Below are 17,055 nucleotides of genomic sequence, written 5' to 3' on the forward strand. Positions count from 1 at the left end.
GAAGAAGACCAAGCAATCACCATGCAGTCTATGAAGAACATAGCCTTTGCGACCGATGCTTGCTTCTAATTGATCCTAGTTTACAGGATGTGTTCAGCAGATCCGAGATTCAACTTGAAAGAAGCAAGGCTGAATCCGCTTTCTTGTCGTGCCAACCCAGCTAGCACTGCCCATCCATCTGCGATCGCCCGATTTGTTAAAGAAATCTGAAATCTACAAGGCGCGGACTGCCACCTCAGCGCACGTCAGAAGAGACCGTCTCCAGACCCGCGCTGTTGAGCGACCAGCGATAGTCAATGGGCACATTGGCGCGGCTCAGGCTTTCCTCTAGGCGCTTCTGTTGGGTCAGCGCCTTTCGCAGCGTGCTGATTAGCTCATGAACTTGGGCCTGATGCTGAGACTGGTGCTGAGCAGCGGGCGTGGTCTGGCGTTCCAGTAGTTGCAGCAGCAGTTCGTAGTGAATGTGGGACGGCAGGGGGATCGGCTCCATAGGGTTCTAAAGGCTAACTCTAAATCAGGGCTAAAAAGGCTAAAAAGATGCAGAAAAGTGTCTTGTCCAGCGCAGCTTGGAGCGAGGCAGACAGGGGCGACCCAAAGAATCGGTGAACAAACGTCTCAGATTTGTTCAAATTTGTTCAAACCTGAGATACACCACCTCCTGCTTAGGCGTAAACCGCTATCTATTGCTGATATCGGAGCGCTGAGCATGACTGCGGTCGGTTGCCCATCCGGCTGACCCGATCGAGCGACGGCAGTCTACTATGAGCCTGCGTCAATAGGCTGGCCGTTCGTAGTGGTGACTTCAGTCGCTATTCACGGCTAGTCCCTCAGAGGCAGTCTAATAGCCTGCACTACAAGCTATCGGCAGAACTTCCGCCTTAGAGGATTAGCTAGCAAACAGACTGGCGATCGCTGCTGCGGGGTCGGGCTGTTTGACCAGCGACTCCCCAATTAGCACAGCTTCCACTCCGGCTTGCTCGACCTGGCGGAGGTCTGTCGGAGTGTGCAGTCCCGACTCGCTTACCATTAGAATGCCCTGTTTTTGAATTTGAGCTTGGCGATCGGCCAACAAGCTGCAAGTGGTTTGCAGGTCTACAGAAAAGTCCTGCAAGTTGCGGTTGTTGATGCCGACCAAATGGACACCTTGCAGTGCCAGCACTCGATCCAACTCTTCGAGGGTGTGAACCTCGACCAGGGCAGTCATGTTAAGCGCCCGAACTATCTTAATAAAGTATTGTAAATCCTTGTCTGAGAGAATTGCTGCAATCAGTAATACCGCATCGGCTCCGTGCAACCGGGCCATATAGATTTGGTAAGGATAAATCACAAAGTCTTTGCACAGCAGCGGCACCTCGACTGCATCGCGCACCTGCTGGAGATAGGCAAAGCCGCCCTGAAAAAACTTTTCGTCCGTTAAAACAGAAATGCAGGCGGCTCCGGCTTGCTCATAGGCGCGGGCGATCGCCACAGGGTCAAAGTCTTCCCGGATCACGCCTTTGCTCGGTGAAGCCTTCTTGACCTCAGCAATCAGCGCTGGACGGGTCTTGCCCTGCCGCAGCGCCCCGACGAAATCCCTCGGCGGCGGCAGATCTTTCACTTTTTTTTGCAAATCCAGCAGCGACAGACGCTCCCGCATCTGGGCAACCTCGGTTTCCTTATGCCAGACGATTTCTTCGAGAATATGCTGCGGCTGCGCGTCGGGCGCACTGATCTGGTACCGCAGATTATCTACCGCAACGGCGGGGTTGGGCGGGCGACGACGAATTTGCATTGAGGGAAAAGGGGGAGAGGGAAAGAGGGAAGAGGGAAGAGAGAAGAACGAAGAGGGAAGAACGAAGAGATAAAAGGTTTTTTTTTCTTTTTTCGTTCTTCTTTTTTCGTTCTTCTTTTTTCGTTCAGTGCGCTGTAACTGCCCGCTTATAGGCTTCGTCCAGCACTTCCGACAGGGTGGGATGGGTATGCACCAGGAAAGCGAGGTCGCGGATGGAGCGGCGCTGGGCGATCGCATTGGCGGCTTCCTGGATCAGGTCGGAGGCGTGTAGCCCGATAATGTGGGCCCCCAGCACTTCGCCCGTGTCTTCACGGTAGATCACCTTGGCCACGCCGTCGGTTTCGCCTTCGGCCAGGGCTTTGGAGTTGCCTTTGAAGTAGGAGCGAGAAACAGCGACCTTGAAGCCCTCAGCCTTGCCCAGTTCCACAGCAGCGGGTTCCGTCATGCCAACAAAGCTGACTTCGGGATGGGTAAAGGCGGCGGCGGGAATGCTGCGGTAATCCACCTGGCGGGGGCGATCGCACATATTTTCGACGGCCACAATGCCCTGGGCCGAGGCGGCATGGGCCAGCATCATTTTGCCCGTTGCGTCGCCGATGGCCCACAGATGGGGCGCAGGCTGCCCGTCTATTAGCACCTGCATCTGGTCGTTCACGGGAATAAAGCCGCGTCGATCGAGTTCGATGCCAACGGTTTCCAGACCCAAGTCCTTTGTGGCGGGGATGCGGCCTGTTGCCACCAGGCAAGCATCGACCTCCAGCACTTCCACGATTTCTTTGGTTTTTACATCCGCCAGCTCGATCACCACGGGGGAACCGGGTTTCACAGTCTTCGCCAGCAGCCCCACGCGGGTTTCGATGTCGCGGGGCGCAATCAGGATGCGCTGCGCCAGTTTAGCAATGTCAGGGTCAAATCCGGGCATCAGCTGATCCAGCGCTTCTACGATGGTGACTTCGCTGCCCAGCGCGGTGTAGACATCAGCAAACTCTAGCCCAATATAGCCACTGCCGATGACCGCGACCCAGTTGGGCAGCCAGTCGAGCTTGATCGCGTCGTCGCTGGTAAATACCGTCTTGCCGTCTAGTTCAATTCCTGGCGGTACGAAGGGCACAGATCCGGGCGAAAGAATAATGTCTTTGGCGGTTACGGTCTTTTCGCCCTCGGCGGTGGCAATGCTTACCTTTTGGAGGCCCGCCAGCCTGGCCCAACCGTGAATGATGTCCACCCCCAGCCGCTTGAGGCTGTTGGTGAGGTCGCCTTGGATCTTGCTGACGAGGTTGGCGGCGTGGTCGGCGATCGCCTGTCGGTCAAACCCCACGTTGCCCAACTGAATGCCCAGATTCTTGAGGTGATGAGCATCGCGCAGCTCGCGCACCCGCCCCGACGCGGCCAGCAGCGCCTTCGAGGGAATGCAGCCCCGGTTGACGCAGGTGCCGCCCATGTCAGCCGCTTCCACAATGGCGGTCTTTAGCCCGCTGCTGACGGCATGGAGGGCCGCGCCGTGCCCCCCCACGCCCGCACCAATAATCACCAGGTCGTAATCAAATGCTTCGCTCACGTCTGCTTCTCCGAGGGGATGTCCGTTTGGATTTCTTAATTGTTTATCTGTTCTAAATTCTACGTGAATTTCGGGCACGGCTTTGGAAGGTGGATATGGGGAACGTCGCACATAATTCCGCGTATTTCACAGGCAGGCGATCGCCCCTCAGCGCCGGAAATTAAGCAGATTTCCTGACGCATTGCTAAACTCTCAGGGGCAAGCTGAAGAAACAGAATTGTGTTCCTCAGCCCCACCGGGCTGCTCCCAGTTCTCCAGCAAAGCTGGGCATTTCCAACACGGTTCACTAGACTGGGAAGGGTTTTCCGACCAGACCGCGTGAACAAACGAGTTTCCTCTCGCCGGGGCTTTTCATAAGGGGCTTTCCATAAATGGAGGTTTCTATATGTGGAGAGATTCGGATAGAGACGATGGAGACTGTTTTTCCCAGCGTCGATCAGGAGTCTGCTATGAACTCACAGCAACGAGAGCTACGGTACGCAGCGTCTCAAGCGTTTATCGAGTCGCTCAATCAGCTCAGCGATCGCCTCAGCCAGCCTGAGCCTGCCTCGGCAGAAGCGCCTCATCGGGAGGTGGACAAAGCGCGATCGCCCCAGATTACGGTTCAAGACCTAGAAGATGCTGTGGCAGACATTGAGCAATTTACTCAGGAGCGCGGGGCATAGGCGGGCTCGGCGCTGATCCAGCCGCCATCGTCGCAGGGGTGCGCTGCCGTCGAGCTTCGTAGACCAATAGCGCCGCGGCGATCGCCACATTCAGCGACTCTACACCAGCCGCTAGGGGAATCCTCACCGCACTGTCTGCCAGCGCCGCCAGCCCAGGCGACAGGCCTGCGCCCTCATTTCCCAACAAGATCAGCGTGGGCCGGGTGAAGTCGGTTTCCCAATAGGTCTGCGTGGCGCTGGGCAAAGTAGACACCACCTGCCCCCCCACTGCTCGAAACTGCTGCACGACGTTGATCAGGTCGTCTGCCACCGCCATCGGCAGCCGAAACCACTGCCCAGCCGTCGCCCGCAGCACCTTGGGATGATCTAGATCGACACTATCAGCGCTGAGCCATAGCCCCTCCACGCCGGCCGCCGCCGCAGTGCGAATCATCGTGCCCAAGTTGCCCGGATCTTGCACGGTCTCTAGCGCTAGCCCCAGGCTGACTTGGCGGGGATCGTTGGGCTGTCTTGGCGCGACGCGAAAAGCCGTTGCGATCACGCCATCGGGGTTAACGGTGGTGGCGATCGCCGCTAGCACCGCCTCGCTCACCAATTCCAGCCGTTCCGCCCGCTGACCGGCCGCCGCAAACAGGTCGGGATAGCGCGATCGCCAGGTTTCCGTGCAGCACACCACCGCCAGCGGATAGCTCACCGCCAGTGCCTCTTGCAGCAAGTGCGTGCCCTCCAGCAAAAACTGCTGCTGTTCGCGCCGTCCCCTGGCTTGATGCAGCTTGCGGAGTTGCTTAACCAGAGGATTTTGCAGGCTTGTCAGCATGAGTTCAGCACAGGTTGAGGGGGCGGGGAGTCGATGCTGGCATCTTCTGGGCGCTAAGCATTTTCTGATTAGTCTTTTATGACAAGGTGTAACGAAATGATAAGTAAATCAAACGAGCGATCGCCCTTCCCGAAAATGGCGGAAATTCTCAAAACTTTTAGCGGATGCGTGAACACCCTAACCCCAGTGAGTGCCAGAAGAATTCCCAAAGAGAATGGCTAGCAGCAATCGCCACTAGCCACCCTTCACCCATGCGGAACCCGGGACTTGAACCCGGAAGTCTTTGCAGACACTAGAACCTGAATCTAGCGCGTCTACCAATTCCGCCAGTTCCGCAATCAACGCATTTCAACGCTGCGATTTACCATCATGCTGCATAGATGAAACTTTCGTCAACTCCTGCCAACAATTTTTTGCTGCTTTTTTGGCGTTTCTGTTCGGGGGGCGATCGCCCGGCTTTGGCAAAGTAATGGTCAGAGCTATAGACACACGAAACCTTTCCGGTAAAATCAAGACCAAATTCTGCTGAGATAGATGCGAAGGCTGAGCATCTACTCAGGGAACGATAGGGCATGAGCCGGAATGCAAACCTAGAAGCAGGCGCAGCCAAAAACAGGCACGCCAGAAATAGAACAAACAGAAGAAAAGCTTTAAGATTGACAGGCGCACTTGGAGGATAGACCCATTAACCCCTCTCTCAATTCACCCGTGACCCATTCTTCACCTGAAGATCGCAGCCCAGTCCTAGAAATCATCGGCGGACACCGCCTCAGCGGCGAGGTTCGCATCAGCGGTGCCAAAAACTCGGCGCTGGTGCTGATGGCTGGTTCGCTGCTGTGTAGCCAAGACTGCCGCATTCGCAATGTCCCCTCGCTGGCCGACGTGGCCCGCATGGGCGAGGTGCTGAGCGCCCTCGGCGTAAAGATTACCCGCAAGGATGACGCGCTAGAAATCGACGCTCGCCATCTCAGCCAGTCCAAAGCCCCCTACGAGCTAGTCAGCCAACTCCGGGCTAGCTTTTTCATCATTGGGCCCCTGCTGGCGCGGCTGGGCATTGCGCGGATTCCCCTACCCGGCGGCTGCGCGATTGGAGCGCGTCCAGTCGATCTGCATGTGCGTGGCCTGCAAGCGATGGGAGCCGATGTGCAGATCGAGCATGGTACGGTTCACGCCTGTATTCCGGGGGTGAATCGACGGCTCAAAGGCGCACGGATTTACCTCGACTATCCCAGCGTCGGCGCAACGGAAACGCTGATGATGGCAGCGACCCTGGCCGATGGCGAAACGATTCTGGAAAACGCCGCCCAGGAGCCGGAAGTGGTGGATTTGGCTAATTTCTGTCGGGCGATGGGCGCACGGATTCGCGGTGCGGGCACGAATACGATCGTGATTTCGGGCGTGCCCAGTCTGCACTCGGTCGATTACGCGGTGATTCCCGACCGGGTGGAAGTGGGCACGTTTCTGGTGGCAGGTGCGATTACCCAATCTGAACTGTCGCTGGCTCCCGTCGTGCCGGACCATCTGACGGCAGTGATTGCCAAACTGAGGGCGATCGGCTCGGAGGTGGTTCAAGAAACGCCCAGCCGTCTCCGCATTGTGCCCGGTACATCGCGGTTGGGGACGGATATTGAAACGCTGCCCTATCCTGGCTTTCCGACGGACATGCAGGCGCAGTTTATGGCGCTGCTGACCCTCAGCGAGGGCGATAGCATCATCACCGAAACCGTGTTTGAAAACCGCATGGGCCATGTGGCCGAGCTAAACCGCATGGGCGCAGATATTCGCACCAAGGGCAATCACGCGGTGATTCGTGGGGTGCCGTTCCTCACGGGTGCGCCCGTGGTGGCAACGGATCTGCGGGCATCGGCGGCGCTGGTGCTGGCGGGGCTGGCGGCACGCGGCACCACGATTATTCAGGGCTTACACCATCTGGATCGAGGCTACGATGACCTGGAAGGCAAGCTGAAGCTGCTGGGGGGCCAAATCCGCCGGGTGAAAGGCGATGCGGGGGCCGAGTCGGTTTCATCCCTGCCCGTGATGCCGCGCAGCTAGAGACTACAGGTCTACAACACCAAGACAGGGGGCAAGGATTCAGAGCGATCCTGGATAAAAACCCTCTTCGCTCTTTCCCTTTCCCTCTTCGTTCTTCCCTCTTCCTTCTTCCTACTTGCTCAAAACGGCGACTCTAGGGAGAAACACCTCCAGAAGGGCGGGCTGACTGACAACGAGGGTGGGGAAGGGGCGATCGCCATAGTTTTGCCCCGGCACCAGCGGAAAAATCGGCCCCGGCTCTAGGGGCTGCCACACGGCTCCAGCGGCTTGCACAATGGGCCACACGGCGGCAATGTCCCAGATTTTGGGGGTGGCTTCGACTGCGCCCAGGGTCGCTCCTGCTGCCACAGTGAGCAGGTTGTAGGTGGCAACGCCCAGCATTCGGATTTTGCAGGGGAAGGGCTGCTGCTGGAGGATGGCAATGCTGCGGGCGCACAGGTTAAAGAAGTGGTTGCCGCTGGGCGCGTCGGGGCTAGGGGCGATCGCCCGTCCATTGCAAAAGGCTCCGGTGGGCATCTCTAGTCCGCTGTCGCCGGGCCAATAGCCCTGAAACGACTGCTGAATCGGCGGCAGATGCACGTAGCCGAAGACCGGCGTGCCGCGATAGAGCAGCCCCAGGGAAATGCCCCAGATGGGAATGCCCCGCGCAAAGTTGGTCGTGCCGTCGAGGGGGTCGATGATCCAGCACCAGTCCTGATGCGGAAAAACGTGGGTCAACTCTTCGCTGAGGATGCCGTGGTCGGGAAACCGCTGGGCGATCGCCCCCCGCAGGGTTTCATCGGCCCAGCGGTCAGCCCCCGTCACCAGGCTGCCGTCGGTCTTTTCGTCGGCCTGCACCTGCCCAAAGTCCTGGAGCAGTTGCTGGCCAACTGAGTGAGTAGCGGCTTCGGCAAAGTCGAGAATGTCGGGCCAGTGCATTCGGGGTTGGGGGGTTAGGGACGCTTTTGCTGCTGGTTGCGGACTTCGCGCGAAACGTAGCCGTCCAGGGCAGGATCGTAGATGCCAAACAGGGAGCCGTCAGCGTTGTAGACCTCTATCGGGATTTGAGCCGTTTCGCCAACGGTGGCGATCGCCCGCAGCAGTGGGTTGAAGTGGGCCATGATGGCCGAGTCCGGATCAGTCTCTTGCGTGACCTGAGTAATAGCGGCCGCCTCTTGCAGCACCCGATCATAGCTGGGCGTGATCCGCACCTGCATGACGCTGCCCTGCTGCGCGTAGGTGCAAATGCGCGGCGTACCGCTACAGTTGCGCTCCAGGTCTTGCTCGGCCGCCTGAGCGGCGATCGCCCCTTTCAGCTTTTCCTGCGCCGCCGCCAGGGATGCCCGATAGGACGACAGCAGCGGCTGCACTTGGGGATGGACGGTCGTGCCCACGGCCACCTGCTGCGCCGCCGCCAGCGCCCCCTGCCAGTGCTGCACTGCCTGCGACCATTGCCTGCGCTGCTCCGCCAGCGCCGCTAGATCTGCCAGCCGCAGTGCCCGCTGATGGGCAGCCACCGCCGTTTCTTCCTGCTGGAGACGGGCGCTGCTGTCGAGCAGACGCGGCTGATAGAGCGCCAACAACTGCTGAGCTTCGGCGTAGGCCATCGCCGTTTCGGGAACCTGCTGCAACAGGGCGATCGCCGTTCGCCAGGTGCCGTGGGCCTCCAGCCGAGTGTCCATCGACGTGGCTGCGCCCTGCCGTGCTTCCGCCAGTTCCACCGCCTGCCGCGCCCGATTCACCCAGTCCTGCGCCTTTTGCTCCAGGGTGATGCGCTGCTCAATCATGGCCAGATTTTCGGCATACTCCAGCCGCTTCTGCTGAGCCAAATCATAGACCGGACTGGATTCTGACACCTGCTGCAACTGGGCGATCGCCTTTTCCCAGAGCGCTTGCGCCCGCTGCCACACCTCCAACGGGTGGGGGGGATTTTGGGCCATCTCGACGGCTTCGGTTGCGGTCGCTTGGGCCGACAGCACTTGCCCCAGCGCGGCGACCGTCGATTCGGTCTGTTGCTGCACCTGGTTCGCCGCTGCATAGTGGCGCGACCAGCGAGGAACCCGACTGAGGCGATAGCTGGCCTCCGTGAGCCGCGTGTAGGATTGGGACACGTCTTGCAGCGTCGCGCCCTGGCTTAACTGGTCGCTCACCGCCTGATGCAGCCGCTCCACGGTTTGCAACTCGACACAGTTGCCAATCACGCAGGGGCGCGTCAGAGCGTAAAATGTGCCGCCAAAGGCCAGCGCCGCAACCCCTGCCGCCAGGGCGATCGCCATTCTAGGCAGTGAAAATCTCCCCGCTTCGGCTGTAATCAGGTCTTGCGCGGAATCTTGCAGCAACGCCTCCGCCGAGGCTGCCCCATCCAGACTTGCATCATCCTGTGCAGGACGACGCAACCGCTCTGGCGCTGAGGGAGGAACGACTGCGTCTAATTCATCCTGCTCAGGCTGGGTCTGTTCTGAGGCGATCGCAGAGAGGGCTGATCCGTCGATGCGAAACTGATGGATGGCGTAGGGGCGAGACTGGCCCGCCGCCCGCAGATACACCCGCACGGGCAGTGGTTGAACCTGGGTAGGAGAAAAGGGAGATTTTGCTGGGGGAATCTTGGGGGGCGATCGCCGCAGTTCATCTTCCAGACAAGCGAACATCTCTGAAGCCTCAAAAGTCTCTAACCGACGGACAGCGGAAGCCGCTCCAGGGTCAGGCGAAACCTGCTGCACCAGCACCATCAGCACGCTTTCCCGCAGCGCACACCGCACCTGAACTGGCGGCAATCCTGGCTGCGCCGTCTGCAACAAGGTTTGCAACTGGAAGCCCAACCGATGCAATTCCGAAGGGGGGGGTGCTGTTACCATGCCGTCTATCATGCTCTAGAAGAACCGTAGATCAGCGGTCTGCCACACCGCTACGCTAGGATCGAGTCCCATATCCCTGGATGCTCACCCAAATCAATTGACCAGAGCAATTGACCAGAGGAATTAACCAGGACTGATGCAGCGAGCGGCTTACAAACTGCTCTCATACCATCACTCAGGTTTAATGGTAAACGCAAGCGACGAATCCTCCGCAGGTCATGGATATTTTAATCGTTGAAGACGAAGCCGAAATTGCCCAGCTAATCCAGCTTTACCTCGAAAAAGAAGGCTTTTCCTGCCGCGTTTGTAGTGACGGGCAGACGGCTATTCGCGTATTTCAAGAACTCCAGCCCGACTTGATTATTCTGGACTTGATGCTGCCAGAACTGGACGGGCTAGAGGTGTGTGCCCGCATTCGCCAAAAGCCCGGCCACAAAGACCCCTACATTCTAATGCTGACGGCAAAGGGCGAAGAGATGGATCGCGTAATCGGTCTGTCTACTGGCGCGGATGACTATATGGTGAAGCCGTTTAGTCCGCGAGAACTGGTGGCCCGCGTCCGGGCGCTGCTGCGGCGCACCCTGCGCCAGGGTGGACAGAGCAAAACCTACCATACGCAGCACTTTACGGTAGACGTAGACCAGCGGGCGGCCTATCGCCACGGCGACGGGCCAGGACAAAAGAGCGAACGGCTTGACCTAACTACGCTGGAATTTGACCTGTTGACCACCTTTATGAGCTATCCCGGCCGCGTGTGGAACCGGGCACAGTTGATTGAGAAACTCTGGGGTAGCGATTTCTTTGGGGATGAGCGCGTGGTAGATACGCACATCGCCCGCCTGCGGAAAAAAATTGAGTTCGACCCAGCAACGCCGAGCTTTGTGAAAACGGTAATCGGCGTGGGCTATAAGTTTGAAGATGCACCCAGCACCTAGAGATCGATAGAACCTGCTAGACGCGGCTACAGGTTTCTTGAAGCTAGTGAGGTATGCAGATACAGCGTTTTTGAAGCTAGTGAGGCACACGGATGGTCAATAAGCCCTTGCCTCGTGAGGGCAGCATGTGCCTCACCCCGCAAGAAAATGCTGTAGTCAAGAAGCCCTCATCTCGTCCGGGCAGCGCGTGCCGCACCCTACCAAAAATGCTCGTAGTGCCGACTTTAGTCAGCCCAATAAGCCCAATAAAGCGTGGATGACCAACCGAGAGACTGTGGGCCAACGCAGTGTAGATGCCGCGACTAGGGACAGTCATAAAGATTCGAGATACTCCAGCAAATCCGCCATTTCCTGGGCGTTGGGCTGGAACTGGGGCATGGGGGGCGTTTTGCCGCTGATTACCTGCTCGATTAGCTTGATGCGAGACTTGCGGGCAGAAACATGATGCAGGCTGGGGCCAACTACGCCATCCCCCGTCAATCCGTGGCAGGTTGCACAGTTCATCTGGAAAATAACTTGCCCCTGGGACGGGTTGCCCTCTAGAGCCAGCACGCTCCGCACGTAGGGGTCGGGATGGCGGAGCAGCAGCAGGGCGGCGATCGCCACCAGCATTACCACCGCCGAACCCAGCAGCAACCAGAGCGCCTGCCGCGACCGATCCGGAGCATCGCTGGCTGCACTCGTCACTTGCGATTCTAGAATAGGCTCGTTCAAGAGATTCGGGGTCAAGGCGGGGTGTGAATAGCATTTCGATTTATAACCTAGCTTAAAGTTTCTTGAGCGGAGACGGCAACTCTGCACAGATTTATTTAAGGAGTGCAAATAGCAAGGGTGCATTGGGTCTAACGGTTCCGACCCCAAGTCCTGGCGGAGTGGATCAGATGAGAGGGCGATCGCCCTTTTCTGAGAAGGGGCGAGCGAAAACGTAAAAAACCTTAAAAGCCGTGCCAAAAAATCGCCACAGGGCTGACTGCTCAACCATTCGTTGCTAAAATTTGACTTAACGTTAAGGAGATTGAACCGTGGTTGAACCGCTGCTTTCTGGAATTGTGTTGGGCTTGATTCCCGTGACGCTGGCTGGTCTGTTTGTCGCGGCTTATCTGCAATATCGCCGGGGCGACCAGTTGGGTCTGTAGGCGGATCTCTGCCTGCTCTCCGTGTTGAGATCCCGCAGGGGGCATTTGAGACGCACCCCAGCAACACTTGAAAAAAACCTTGTGAACTATCTCTAGAAATTTCTGGAAAATTGTCGGAATGGAGGCCCTTTCGGGGGTCTCTTTTTTTAGCTCGCTCTACTCCCTAGATCCCCATTCACGCCAGCCCTTCATTTTGCCACCCAAAAAACATCAGCGCCGTATTGCCATAGACCTTCTTGCGGCGGGGAGTCAGGGGCGCGATGCGGGGCAGCAGGGTCGCCAGAGCCGTTTCAGAAAAGCGATCGCCCCCGTGTTCGACGGCCAGTTCGCCATCGGGGGCTAGAAGCTGATGACGGGCGATCGCCTCCAGCACAGGTTCATACAACTCACTGGCGTAGGGCGGGTCAAAGTAAATCCGGTCGAAGCGTTGCCCACTCAGTTTCGGCAGCATTTGCCGCACATCGCCGCGCAGCAGCCGAAACTGCTGATTCGGTTTGGCGACGGTTTGCCAGTTTTCTGCAATCACGGCGGCGGCCCGCCCCGACTGCTCGATACCGACGACCAGCGCCGCACCGCGACAGAGTGCTTCGGCCCCCATAGAGCCACTGCCGCTGCACAAATCTAGCCAGCGGCAGCCCTCGATCTCCCCCTGCCAGATGTTGAACAGCGCTTGCCGTACCCGCGAGGGCGTGGGGCGGGTGTCGCCGCCAGGGAGGGTTTTAATCAGACGATTGCCATAGATGCGGAGAGACATGGTTGGCGGTCGGCAAAAAAACAGGGGGTCTGTTGCCCCCCGATATCTAGTCTGGGTTCACAGCAGGGCGATCGCCCCAACGGTCGGCAGCTAGCCGCGAATACCCGCAAGTTCTTTGGCCTGCACCGAGGCGACGAAGTTGGCCAGCAGCTTTAGCCCGGTGTCGGAGGATTTTTCGGGGTGGAACTGGACGGCCATCAGGTTGTCGCGGGCGATCGCTGCGGTTACGGTTTGCGACCCGTGGGTGGTCGTTGCAGCAATCACCCCTGCATCCGCCGGGTCTGCATAGAACGAGTGGACGAAATAAACCCACGGATCGGCTCCAAGCTGATTCCACAGCGGCAGATTGGGCTGCCGAAGCTGCAACTGGTTCCAGCCCATGTGGGGAATGGTGATGCCCGGTTCATGACGGAAGCGGCGCACCCAACCGGGAACAATGCCCAGACCGGGTTCACGCCCCTCTTCGCTGCCATCCAGCAAAATTTGCAGCCCCAGGCAAATGCCCAGGAAGGGTTTGCCGCTGGCGACTGCATCTTTGAGGGGTGAGATCAGGTCGCGATCGCGCAAGTGCTGAATTGCCGGGTCAAACGCACCCACGCCAGGCAGCACAATGGCATCTGCCCGTCCGATATCCTTGGCCGAATCGGTGACGTGGGGAGTGGCTCCAGCGTTGGCCAGGCCTTTGCAGGCCGAGTGTAGGTTGCCCATGTCGTAGTCCACAACGGCGATCAGGGTCATAACAGTTGCTCCTGGGTGGGTGGAGAATAATTTTCCTATTCTAAGCGCGGAGGCAAAACGAACGCCGGGTCTAAAGAGATTTGCAAGATTTGCTACATTTGATAGCTAAAACGTTGTCAAACTTGGCCGAACGGGGGGGAAGGGGGAAGAGGGAAGAACGAAGAGGGAAGAACGAAGAGGGAAGAACGAAGAGGGAAGAACAGGTTTTCGTTTTTCGTTTTTCGTTTTTCCTTAGATAGACGGAAAGTAGAAAAATTACTGCTCCTTTTGCTCTGTGGCTCGAATTGCGCTGAACCAAATTACGCGAATCTTTAATGCAACGACGGCGATCGCCGATATTACCTTTGAAGTCCCCGATGGGCAGTTTTGGGTGATGGTGGGGCCGTCGGGCTGCGGCAAATCGACGATTTTGCGGACGATTGCGGGGCTGGAGATGGCTACGTTGGGCGATCTGTATATTGGCGATCGCCGGGTGAATGACGTGCCCGCCCGCCAGCGCGACGTGGCGATGGTGTTTCAAAACTACGCGCTGTATCCGCACATGACGGTGGCGGAAAATCTGGCTTTTGGGCTGCGGATGCGCGGGGCAGATCCCGACACGATTCGGCCGCGCATTGAGGCGGTGGCCAAGTCGCTTGACCTGACGCACCTGCTCGATCGCAAGCCGGGTCAGCTTTCCGGCGGACAGCAGCAGCGGGTGGCGCTGGGTCGGGCGATCGCCCGCAAACCCCAGGCGTTTTTGATGGATGAGCCGCTGAGCAATCTGGATGCCCAACTGCGCGACGACACCCGCGCCGAACTCAAGCAACTGCATCAGCGCCTCGGCATCACCACGATCTACGTCACCCACGATCAGACCGAAGCCATGACCCTGGCCGATCAGATCGTCGTGCTGAACCAGGGCCGGATTCAGCAAATCGGCACACCCCAGGAGATTTACCAGCAGCCTGCAAACCAGATGGTGGCCACGTTTATGGGCAATCCGCCAATGAATCTTCTAAATGCAGTCTATCTGGAGAATAAGCTGCACATCGGCGAACAAGCTCTGCCATGTCCCGCGAGGTTGCAGTCAGTGCTGGGCGACTCCCGTAGAGAAAGTGCGCCGCACCGCTTGCGCGAACGCTTCGCGAATCGCCCCGGACAGTCCATCAACCTGGGCATCCGGCCAGAGCAGTTGCAAATTTCGCCAGCCGGAGAAGATAGCGGACTGGTGGCACAGGTGACGCTAGTGGAGCCGCTGGGCCGCGAAACGCTGGTGCGGGCGATGGTGCCAGGAGAGGAGCGTCCGATCAGCCTGCTGGCTGCGCCGGAGCAGGCGGTGCAGGTGGGCGATCGCCTGTCGCTCCAGTTCGACGAGCAGGCGCTGTTTGGGTTTGATCCAGAAACGGGCGATCGCCTCCTGTAACCAGATCTATTCGTCCTCGTCCCAGTTGGGATATTGCTCCGGCGCTTCGCCGTGGCGCTCCAAAATCTTGTTGCTGCCCCGCTTGGGTTTTCCGGGCTGAATTTCTTCAAGCTGCACATTAAATTCCCAGCAGTCGCCAAAGTCGAATAGGTAAGTCATTGCCATACCAGGCTGTAAAGGCAGGTCGCCAATCAGCACTTCGTTACTGGCTTTGCTGTCGCGCCAGTCGTTGTAGGGATGATGAATTTCAACCGTGCGACCCATCGCGTCTTTGAAGGAAAACAAATCGAGGTGGTCAGAGTCGAAATCCACCGACTCTCGAATCAAGTCACCCAATGCCTCTAGAGTAGACTCGCTCGAAATCGACAGTCGCCGCCAGATTTTTCCGAGCGAAACTTTGAAGATGTAGGTTCCGGTTTGATGCGCTGGGGACTGGAGCGCGGGCAGATTTTGTCGCCATTCGGGGAAATAGGGCTGGAAATAGGGCTGAAAGTCGCCCCAGGGCAGGGTAAAGTCGCTTTCCGAGGCCCACTGGAATTCTTGGTCGTAATAGGCGTTGAGCGCTACAGTGGCGATCGCATCTCCAATCGGCGTGGGCTTCACCTGTTTAACGCGCCAGCCCTTGCCTGCATCGGGGCGGGGGCAGACCAACTCCACCCAGCCAAACATCTGCATCAGTGCCAGATTGTGAAATCCGGGCCAATAGTTCAGCCGATCTTGTTCGCTGTAGTTTTGGTAAGTTTTGGGCTGCTTCGACAAATTAGTCCAGGTTTTTGGAACTCGGCTCCCTTCATTCAGCGGATTCCGTCCTTCTCCCAGCAGTTCCAGATCACCCCGGATCAGCCAGGCCTCTAGCAGCGTGAAATATTTTTCGGTGGGGTTAAGCGTTTGCCACGCCGCGTAGAGGTCAGGATTGACCACTAGCTTGGGTGTCTTGCCCGCTTGGTGGATCTGGGTTAGCCCTGTCACCCGCAACAGTAGATAGAGTCCGTACAGATTGGGGTAGGATTTTTGCTGTGGCCGCTTGAGATCGATTTGAATCGGCTGGCTCAGCAAAGCGTTCAGCTCTTTGAGGATGTTGAGATTAAGCTGTTGACGGGTGTTGCTAACTGGAATGCCGTCCGCGCCGATTCTTTCCAGCAGCCGATCAAAATCTTGAACAATGGTGCCGGGGGTGGTGGGCGTGATGCGGAGGTCTTGCAGGAGGGCGATCGCCTCTTCGGATAGCGCTAGGTCTTGGGACTCAGCGGCTTGCCGCAAAAAGTCCTGCTGAAGCTGGGACGAAAAGCTAAGCAGGCCCAGCGGTTTGTCATCGTTTTCATCCTCTAAACCGGAGTCTTCCATATTTTCAAGCGTGACCAGCCCCTCACGCACCAGATGTTGGGCGATCGCACTCACTAGCTCCTCCCGATCGGTCGGTAAATGCTCCAGCCCTGGCACCGGGCCAAGCCCAAGCTGCTGGCTCATCAGCGCCACAAACTCTGGCGGCACCCCCTCTGGCACGCCCCCAGCAAAGGGATTGAGCGCCATTGGCATTCCCTGCATCCCTTGCAGGGGCAAGATCGACGCTGATGGATCATCGCGAACCTGCTGGTTATACTGCTCCTGATAGGCGGCAAGCCCCTCTGGAGTGGTCATATCAAACCCGCTTGCCTGCCCAGACATGAAAAACGACTTGGCAATGCCAAAGTTGCGCGGGTCGTTCATTGTGGCAGCAAAGGTCGGCTCAATCTTGCGGAGAAATGTCAGGATTTTGCCGCTGTGGCGCTGTTTGTGTTCCCGCTGCACAAACTCCCAGAAGGCGTCAGCTCTGGCACAATGCGGTTCGCATCGTCCGGCTCCGAAAGGGCAATTTTGCTGGGGAAAAGCTGCTGCAATATGACCTCGGCATCCCGCTTCTGCATTTTGGGCAGCGTCACGTTCAGATACGAATAGCCAAAATAGACGAAATTGCCAACCCAGTCGCCCAGATAAGCCTCCTCCGCTGGCTGAGAGTTCAAATACGCCTGCCCTTCGGGAGAGTTGCCAAACGCCTCAACTAGCCCCGGCAAGTATTCCGACTCCAGCGCTTCGATCGCCTTGTCAAAATCTTTAATCCGATCGATCTGGTTAAACTGAAAAGACATCTTTTCCTCCAGAATCAAAACGTGGGACAGAAGGCGATCGCTGCTCTAAAAAACCTGGCGAGCTTGCTCTAGATTTGCTCTAGCGTAAGATTTGTTCTACAGCATTTTCTTGCGGGGTGAGGCACACGCTGCCCTCACGAGGCAAGGGCTTATTGACCATCCGTGTGCCTCACTAGCTTCAAAAATGCTGTAGCGTAAGTTCAGCGTAAATTCGTTGCGTGCTATGCCTTGCCCAATCACACCGCCTGCAAGCGTGCCCTGATT

Annotated in this window: 16 protein-coding genes and 1 tRNA gene; 5 read left to right on the forward strand and 12 right to left on the reverse strand. The window is 57.8% G+C overall.

The window, feature by feature from the left end:
• Positions 1 to 235: 235 nt before the first annotated feature.
• The 3 genes from IGS16_RS07945 to lpdA form a co-directional block, all read right to left on the reverse strand.
• A complete protein-coding gene (locus IGS16_RS07945; RefSeq protein ID WP_068512337.1) occupies positions 236 to 490 on the reverse strand; it encodes a DUF5340 domain-containing protein in 255 nt (84 codons plus the stop codon).
• Positions 491 to 886: 396 nt separating this feature from the next.
• Positions 887 to 1,771: an indole-3-glycerol phosphate synthase TrpC gene (trpC, locus tag IGS16_RS07950; RefSeq protein ID WP_297084838.1), complete on the reverse strand. Its 885-nt coding sequence runs from the start codon at positions 1,769 to 1,771 to the stop codon at positions 887 to 889.
• A 124-nt stretch (positions 1,772 to 1,895) separates the two neighbouring features.
• Complete coding sequence (gene lpdA, locus IGS16_RS07955; protein WP_297084839.1) at positions 1,896 to 3,329, reverse strand: dihydrolipoyl dehydrogenase; 1,434 nt, start codon at positions 3,327 to 3,329, stop codon at positions 1,896 to 1,898.
• Positions 3,330 to 3,778: 449 nt separating this feature from the next.
• Here lpdA and IGS16_RS07960 point away from each other — a divergent pair, with 449 nt between their 5' ends.
• The gene (locus tag IGS16_RS07960) at positions 3,779 to 3,994 is read left to right on the forward strand and encodes a hypothetical protein (protein ID WP_297084841.1); all 216 of its coding nucleotides are present in this window, start codon (positions 3,779 to 3,781) and stop codon (positions 3,992 to 3,994) included.
• Here IGS16_RS07960 and IGS16_RS07965 read toward each other — a convergent pair.
• Positions 3,972 to 4,811, reverse strand: a complete 840-nt coding sequence (locus IGS16_RS07965) for an RNA methyltransferase (protein ID WP_297084842.1) — start codon at positions 4,809 to 4,811, stop codon at positions 3,972 to 3,974. The genes IGS16_RS07960 and IGS16_RS07965 overlap by 23 nt on opposite strands.
• 252 nt (positions 4,812 to 5,063) lie before the next feature.
• Positions 5,064 to 5,147, reverse strand: a tRNA-Leu gene (locus IGS16_RS07970).
• 372 nt (positions 5,148 to 5,519) lie between these two features.
• Between IGS16_RS07970 and murA the strand changes: the two genes are divergently transcribed.
• The gene (murA, locus tag IGS16_RS07975) at positions 5,520 to 6,863 is read left to right on the forward strand and encodes a UDP-N-acetylglucosamine 1-carboxyvinyltransferase (protein WP_297084843.1); all 1,344 of its coding nucleotides are present in this window, start codon (positions 5,520 to 5,522) and stop codon (positions 6,861 to 6,863) included.
• A 111-nt stretch (positions 6,864 to 6,974) separates the two neighbouring features.
• Here murA and IGS16_RS07980 read toward each other — a convergent pair whose 3' ends face one another.
• Together IGS16_RS07980 and IGS16_RS07985 are read right to left on the reverse strand one after the other, a co-directional pair.
• Positions 6,975 to 7,781: an inositol monophosphatase family protein gene (locus IGS16_RS07980; RefSeq protein ID WP_297084845.1), complete on the reverse strand. Its 807-nt coding sequence runs from the start codon at positions 7,779 to 7,781 to the stop codon at positions 6,975 to 6,977.
• A gap of 14 nt (positions 7,782 to 7,795) precedes the next feature.
• Positions 7,796 to 9,697 carry a hypothetical protein gene (locus IGS16_RS07985; protein WP_297084847.1) on the reverse strand — a complete coding sequence of 634 codons (1,902 nt, stop codon included), beginning with the start codon at positions 9,695 to 9,697 and terminating at the stop codon, positions 7,796 to 7,798.
• Between the two features lie 218 nt (positions 9,698 to 9,915).
• On the opposite strand from IGS16_RS07985, the gene IGS16_RS07990 reads away from it, so the two are divergent.
• The gene (locus tag IGS16_RS07990; protein ID WP_172354536.1) at positions 9,916 to 10,632 is read left to right on the forward strand and encodes a response regulator transcription factor; all 717 of its coding nucleotides are present in this window, start codon (positions 9,916 to 9,918) and stop codon (positions 10,630 to 10,632) included.
• 312 nt (positions 10,633 to 10,944) lie between these two features.
• Here the strand turns inward: IGS16_RS07990 and IGS16_RS07995 are convergent, their stop codons facing one another.
• The gene (locus IGS16_RS07995; protein WP_225894789.1) at positions 10,945 to 11,262 is read right to left on the reverse strand and encodes a cytochrome c; all 318 of its coding nucleotides are present in this window, start codon (positions 11,260 to 11,262) and stop codon (positions 10,945 to 10,947) included.
• Positions 11,263 to 11,654: 392 nt separating this feature from the next.
• On the opposite strand from IGS16_RS07995, the gene petG reads away from it, so the two are divergent.
• Positions 11,655 to 11,768 (forward strand): cytochrome b6-f complex subunit V, encoded by a 114-nt coding sequence (gene petG, locus IGS16_RS08000; RefSeq protein ID WP_068512313.1) that lies wholly within the window; start codon positions 11,655 to 11,657, stop codon positions 11,766 to 11,768.
• A gap of 175 nt (positions 11,769 to 11,943) precedes the next feature.
• On the opposite strand, the gene rsmD is transcribed toward petG, so the two are convergent.
• Positions 11,944 to 12,522, reverse strand: coding sequence for a 16S rRNA (guanine(966)-N(2))-methyltransferase RsmD (gene rsmD, locus IGS16_RS08005; protein WP_297084850.1), 579 nt, complete (start codon positions 12,520 to 12,522; stop codon positions 11,944 to 11,946).
• Positions 12,523 to 12,612: 90 nt separating this feature from the next.
• Entirely contained in the window at positions 12,613 to 13,260 is a 648-nt protein-coding gene (gene hisH / locus IGS16_RS08010; RefSeq protein WP_297084852.1) for an imidazole glycerol phosphate synthase subunit HisH, read from the reverse strand.
• 274 nt (positions 13,261 to 13,534) lie between these two features.
• On the opposite strand from hisH, the gene IGS16_RS08015 reads away from it, so the two are divergent.
• Positions 13,535 to 14,665: an ABC transporter ATP-binding protein gene (locus tag IGS16_RS08015; protein ID WP_297084854.1), complete on the forward strand. Its 1,131-nt coding sequence runs from the start codon at positions 13,535 to 13,537 to the stop codon at positions 14,663 to 14,665.
• A gap of 6 nt (positions 14,666 to 14,671) precedes the next feature.
• Here the strand turns inward: IGS16_RS08015 and IGS16_RS08020 are convergent, their stop codons facing one another.
• Complete coding sequence (locus IGS16_RS08020) at positions 14,672 to 16,453, reverse strand: hypothetical protein (RefSeq protein WP_297084856.1); 1,782 nt, start codon at positions 16,451 to 16,453, stop codon at positions 14,672 to 14,674.
• The gene (locus tag IGS16_RS08025; protein ID WP_297084858.1) at positions 16,411 to 16,791 is read right to left on the reverse strand and encodes a hypothetical protein; all 381 of its coding nucleotides are present in this window, start codon (positions 16,789 to 16,791) and stop codon (positions 16,411 to 16,413) included. The genes IGS16_RS08020 and IGS16_RS08025 overlap by 43 nt, the downstream gene beginning before the upstream one ends.
• Positions 16,792 to 17,055 lie beyond the last annotated feature (264 nt).

It is taken from the genome of Thermoleptolyngbya sp. C42_A2020_037, assembly GCF_015272455.1.
Classification (GTDB): domain Bacteria; phylum Cyanobacteriota; class Cyanobacteriia; order Elainellales; family Elainellaceae; genus Thermoleptolyngbya.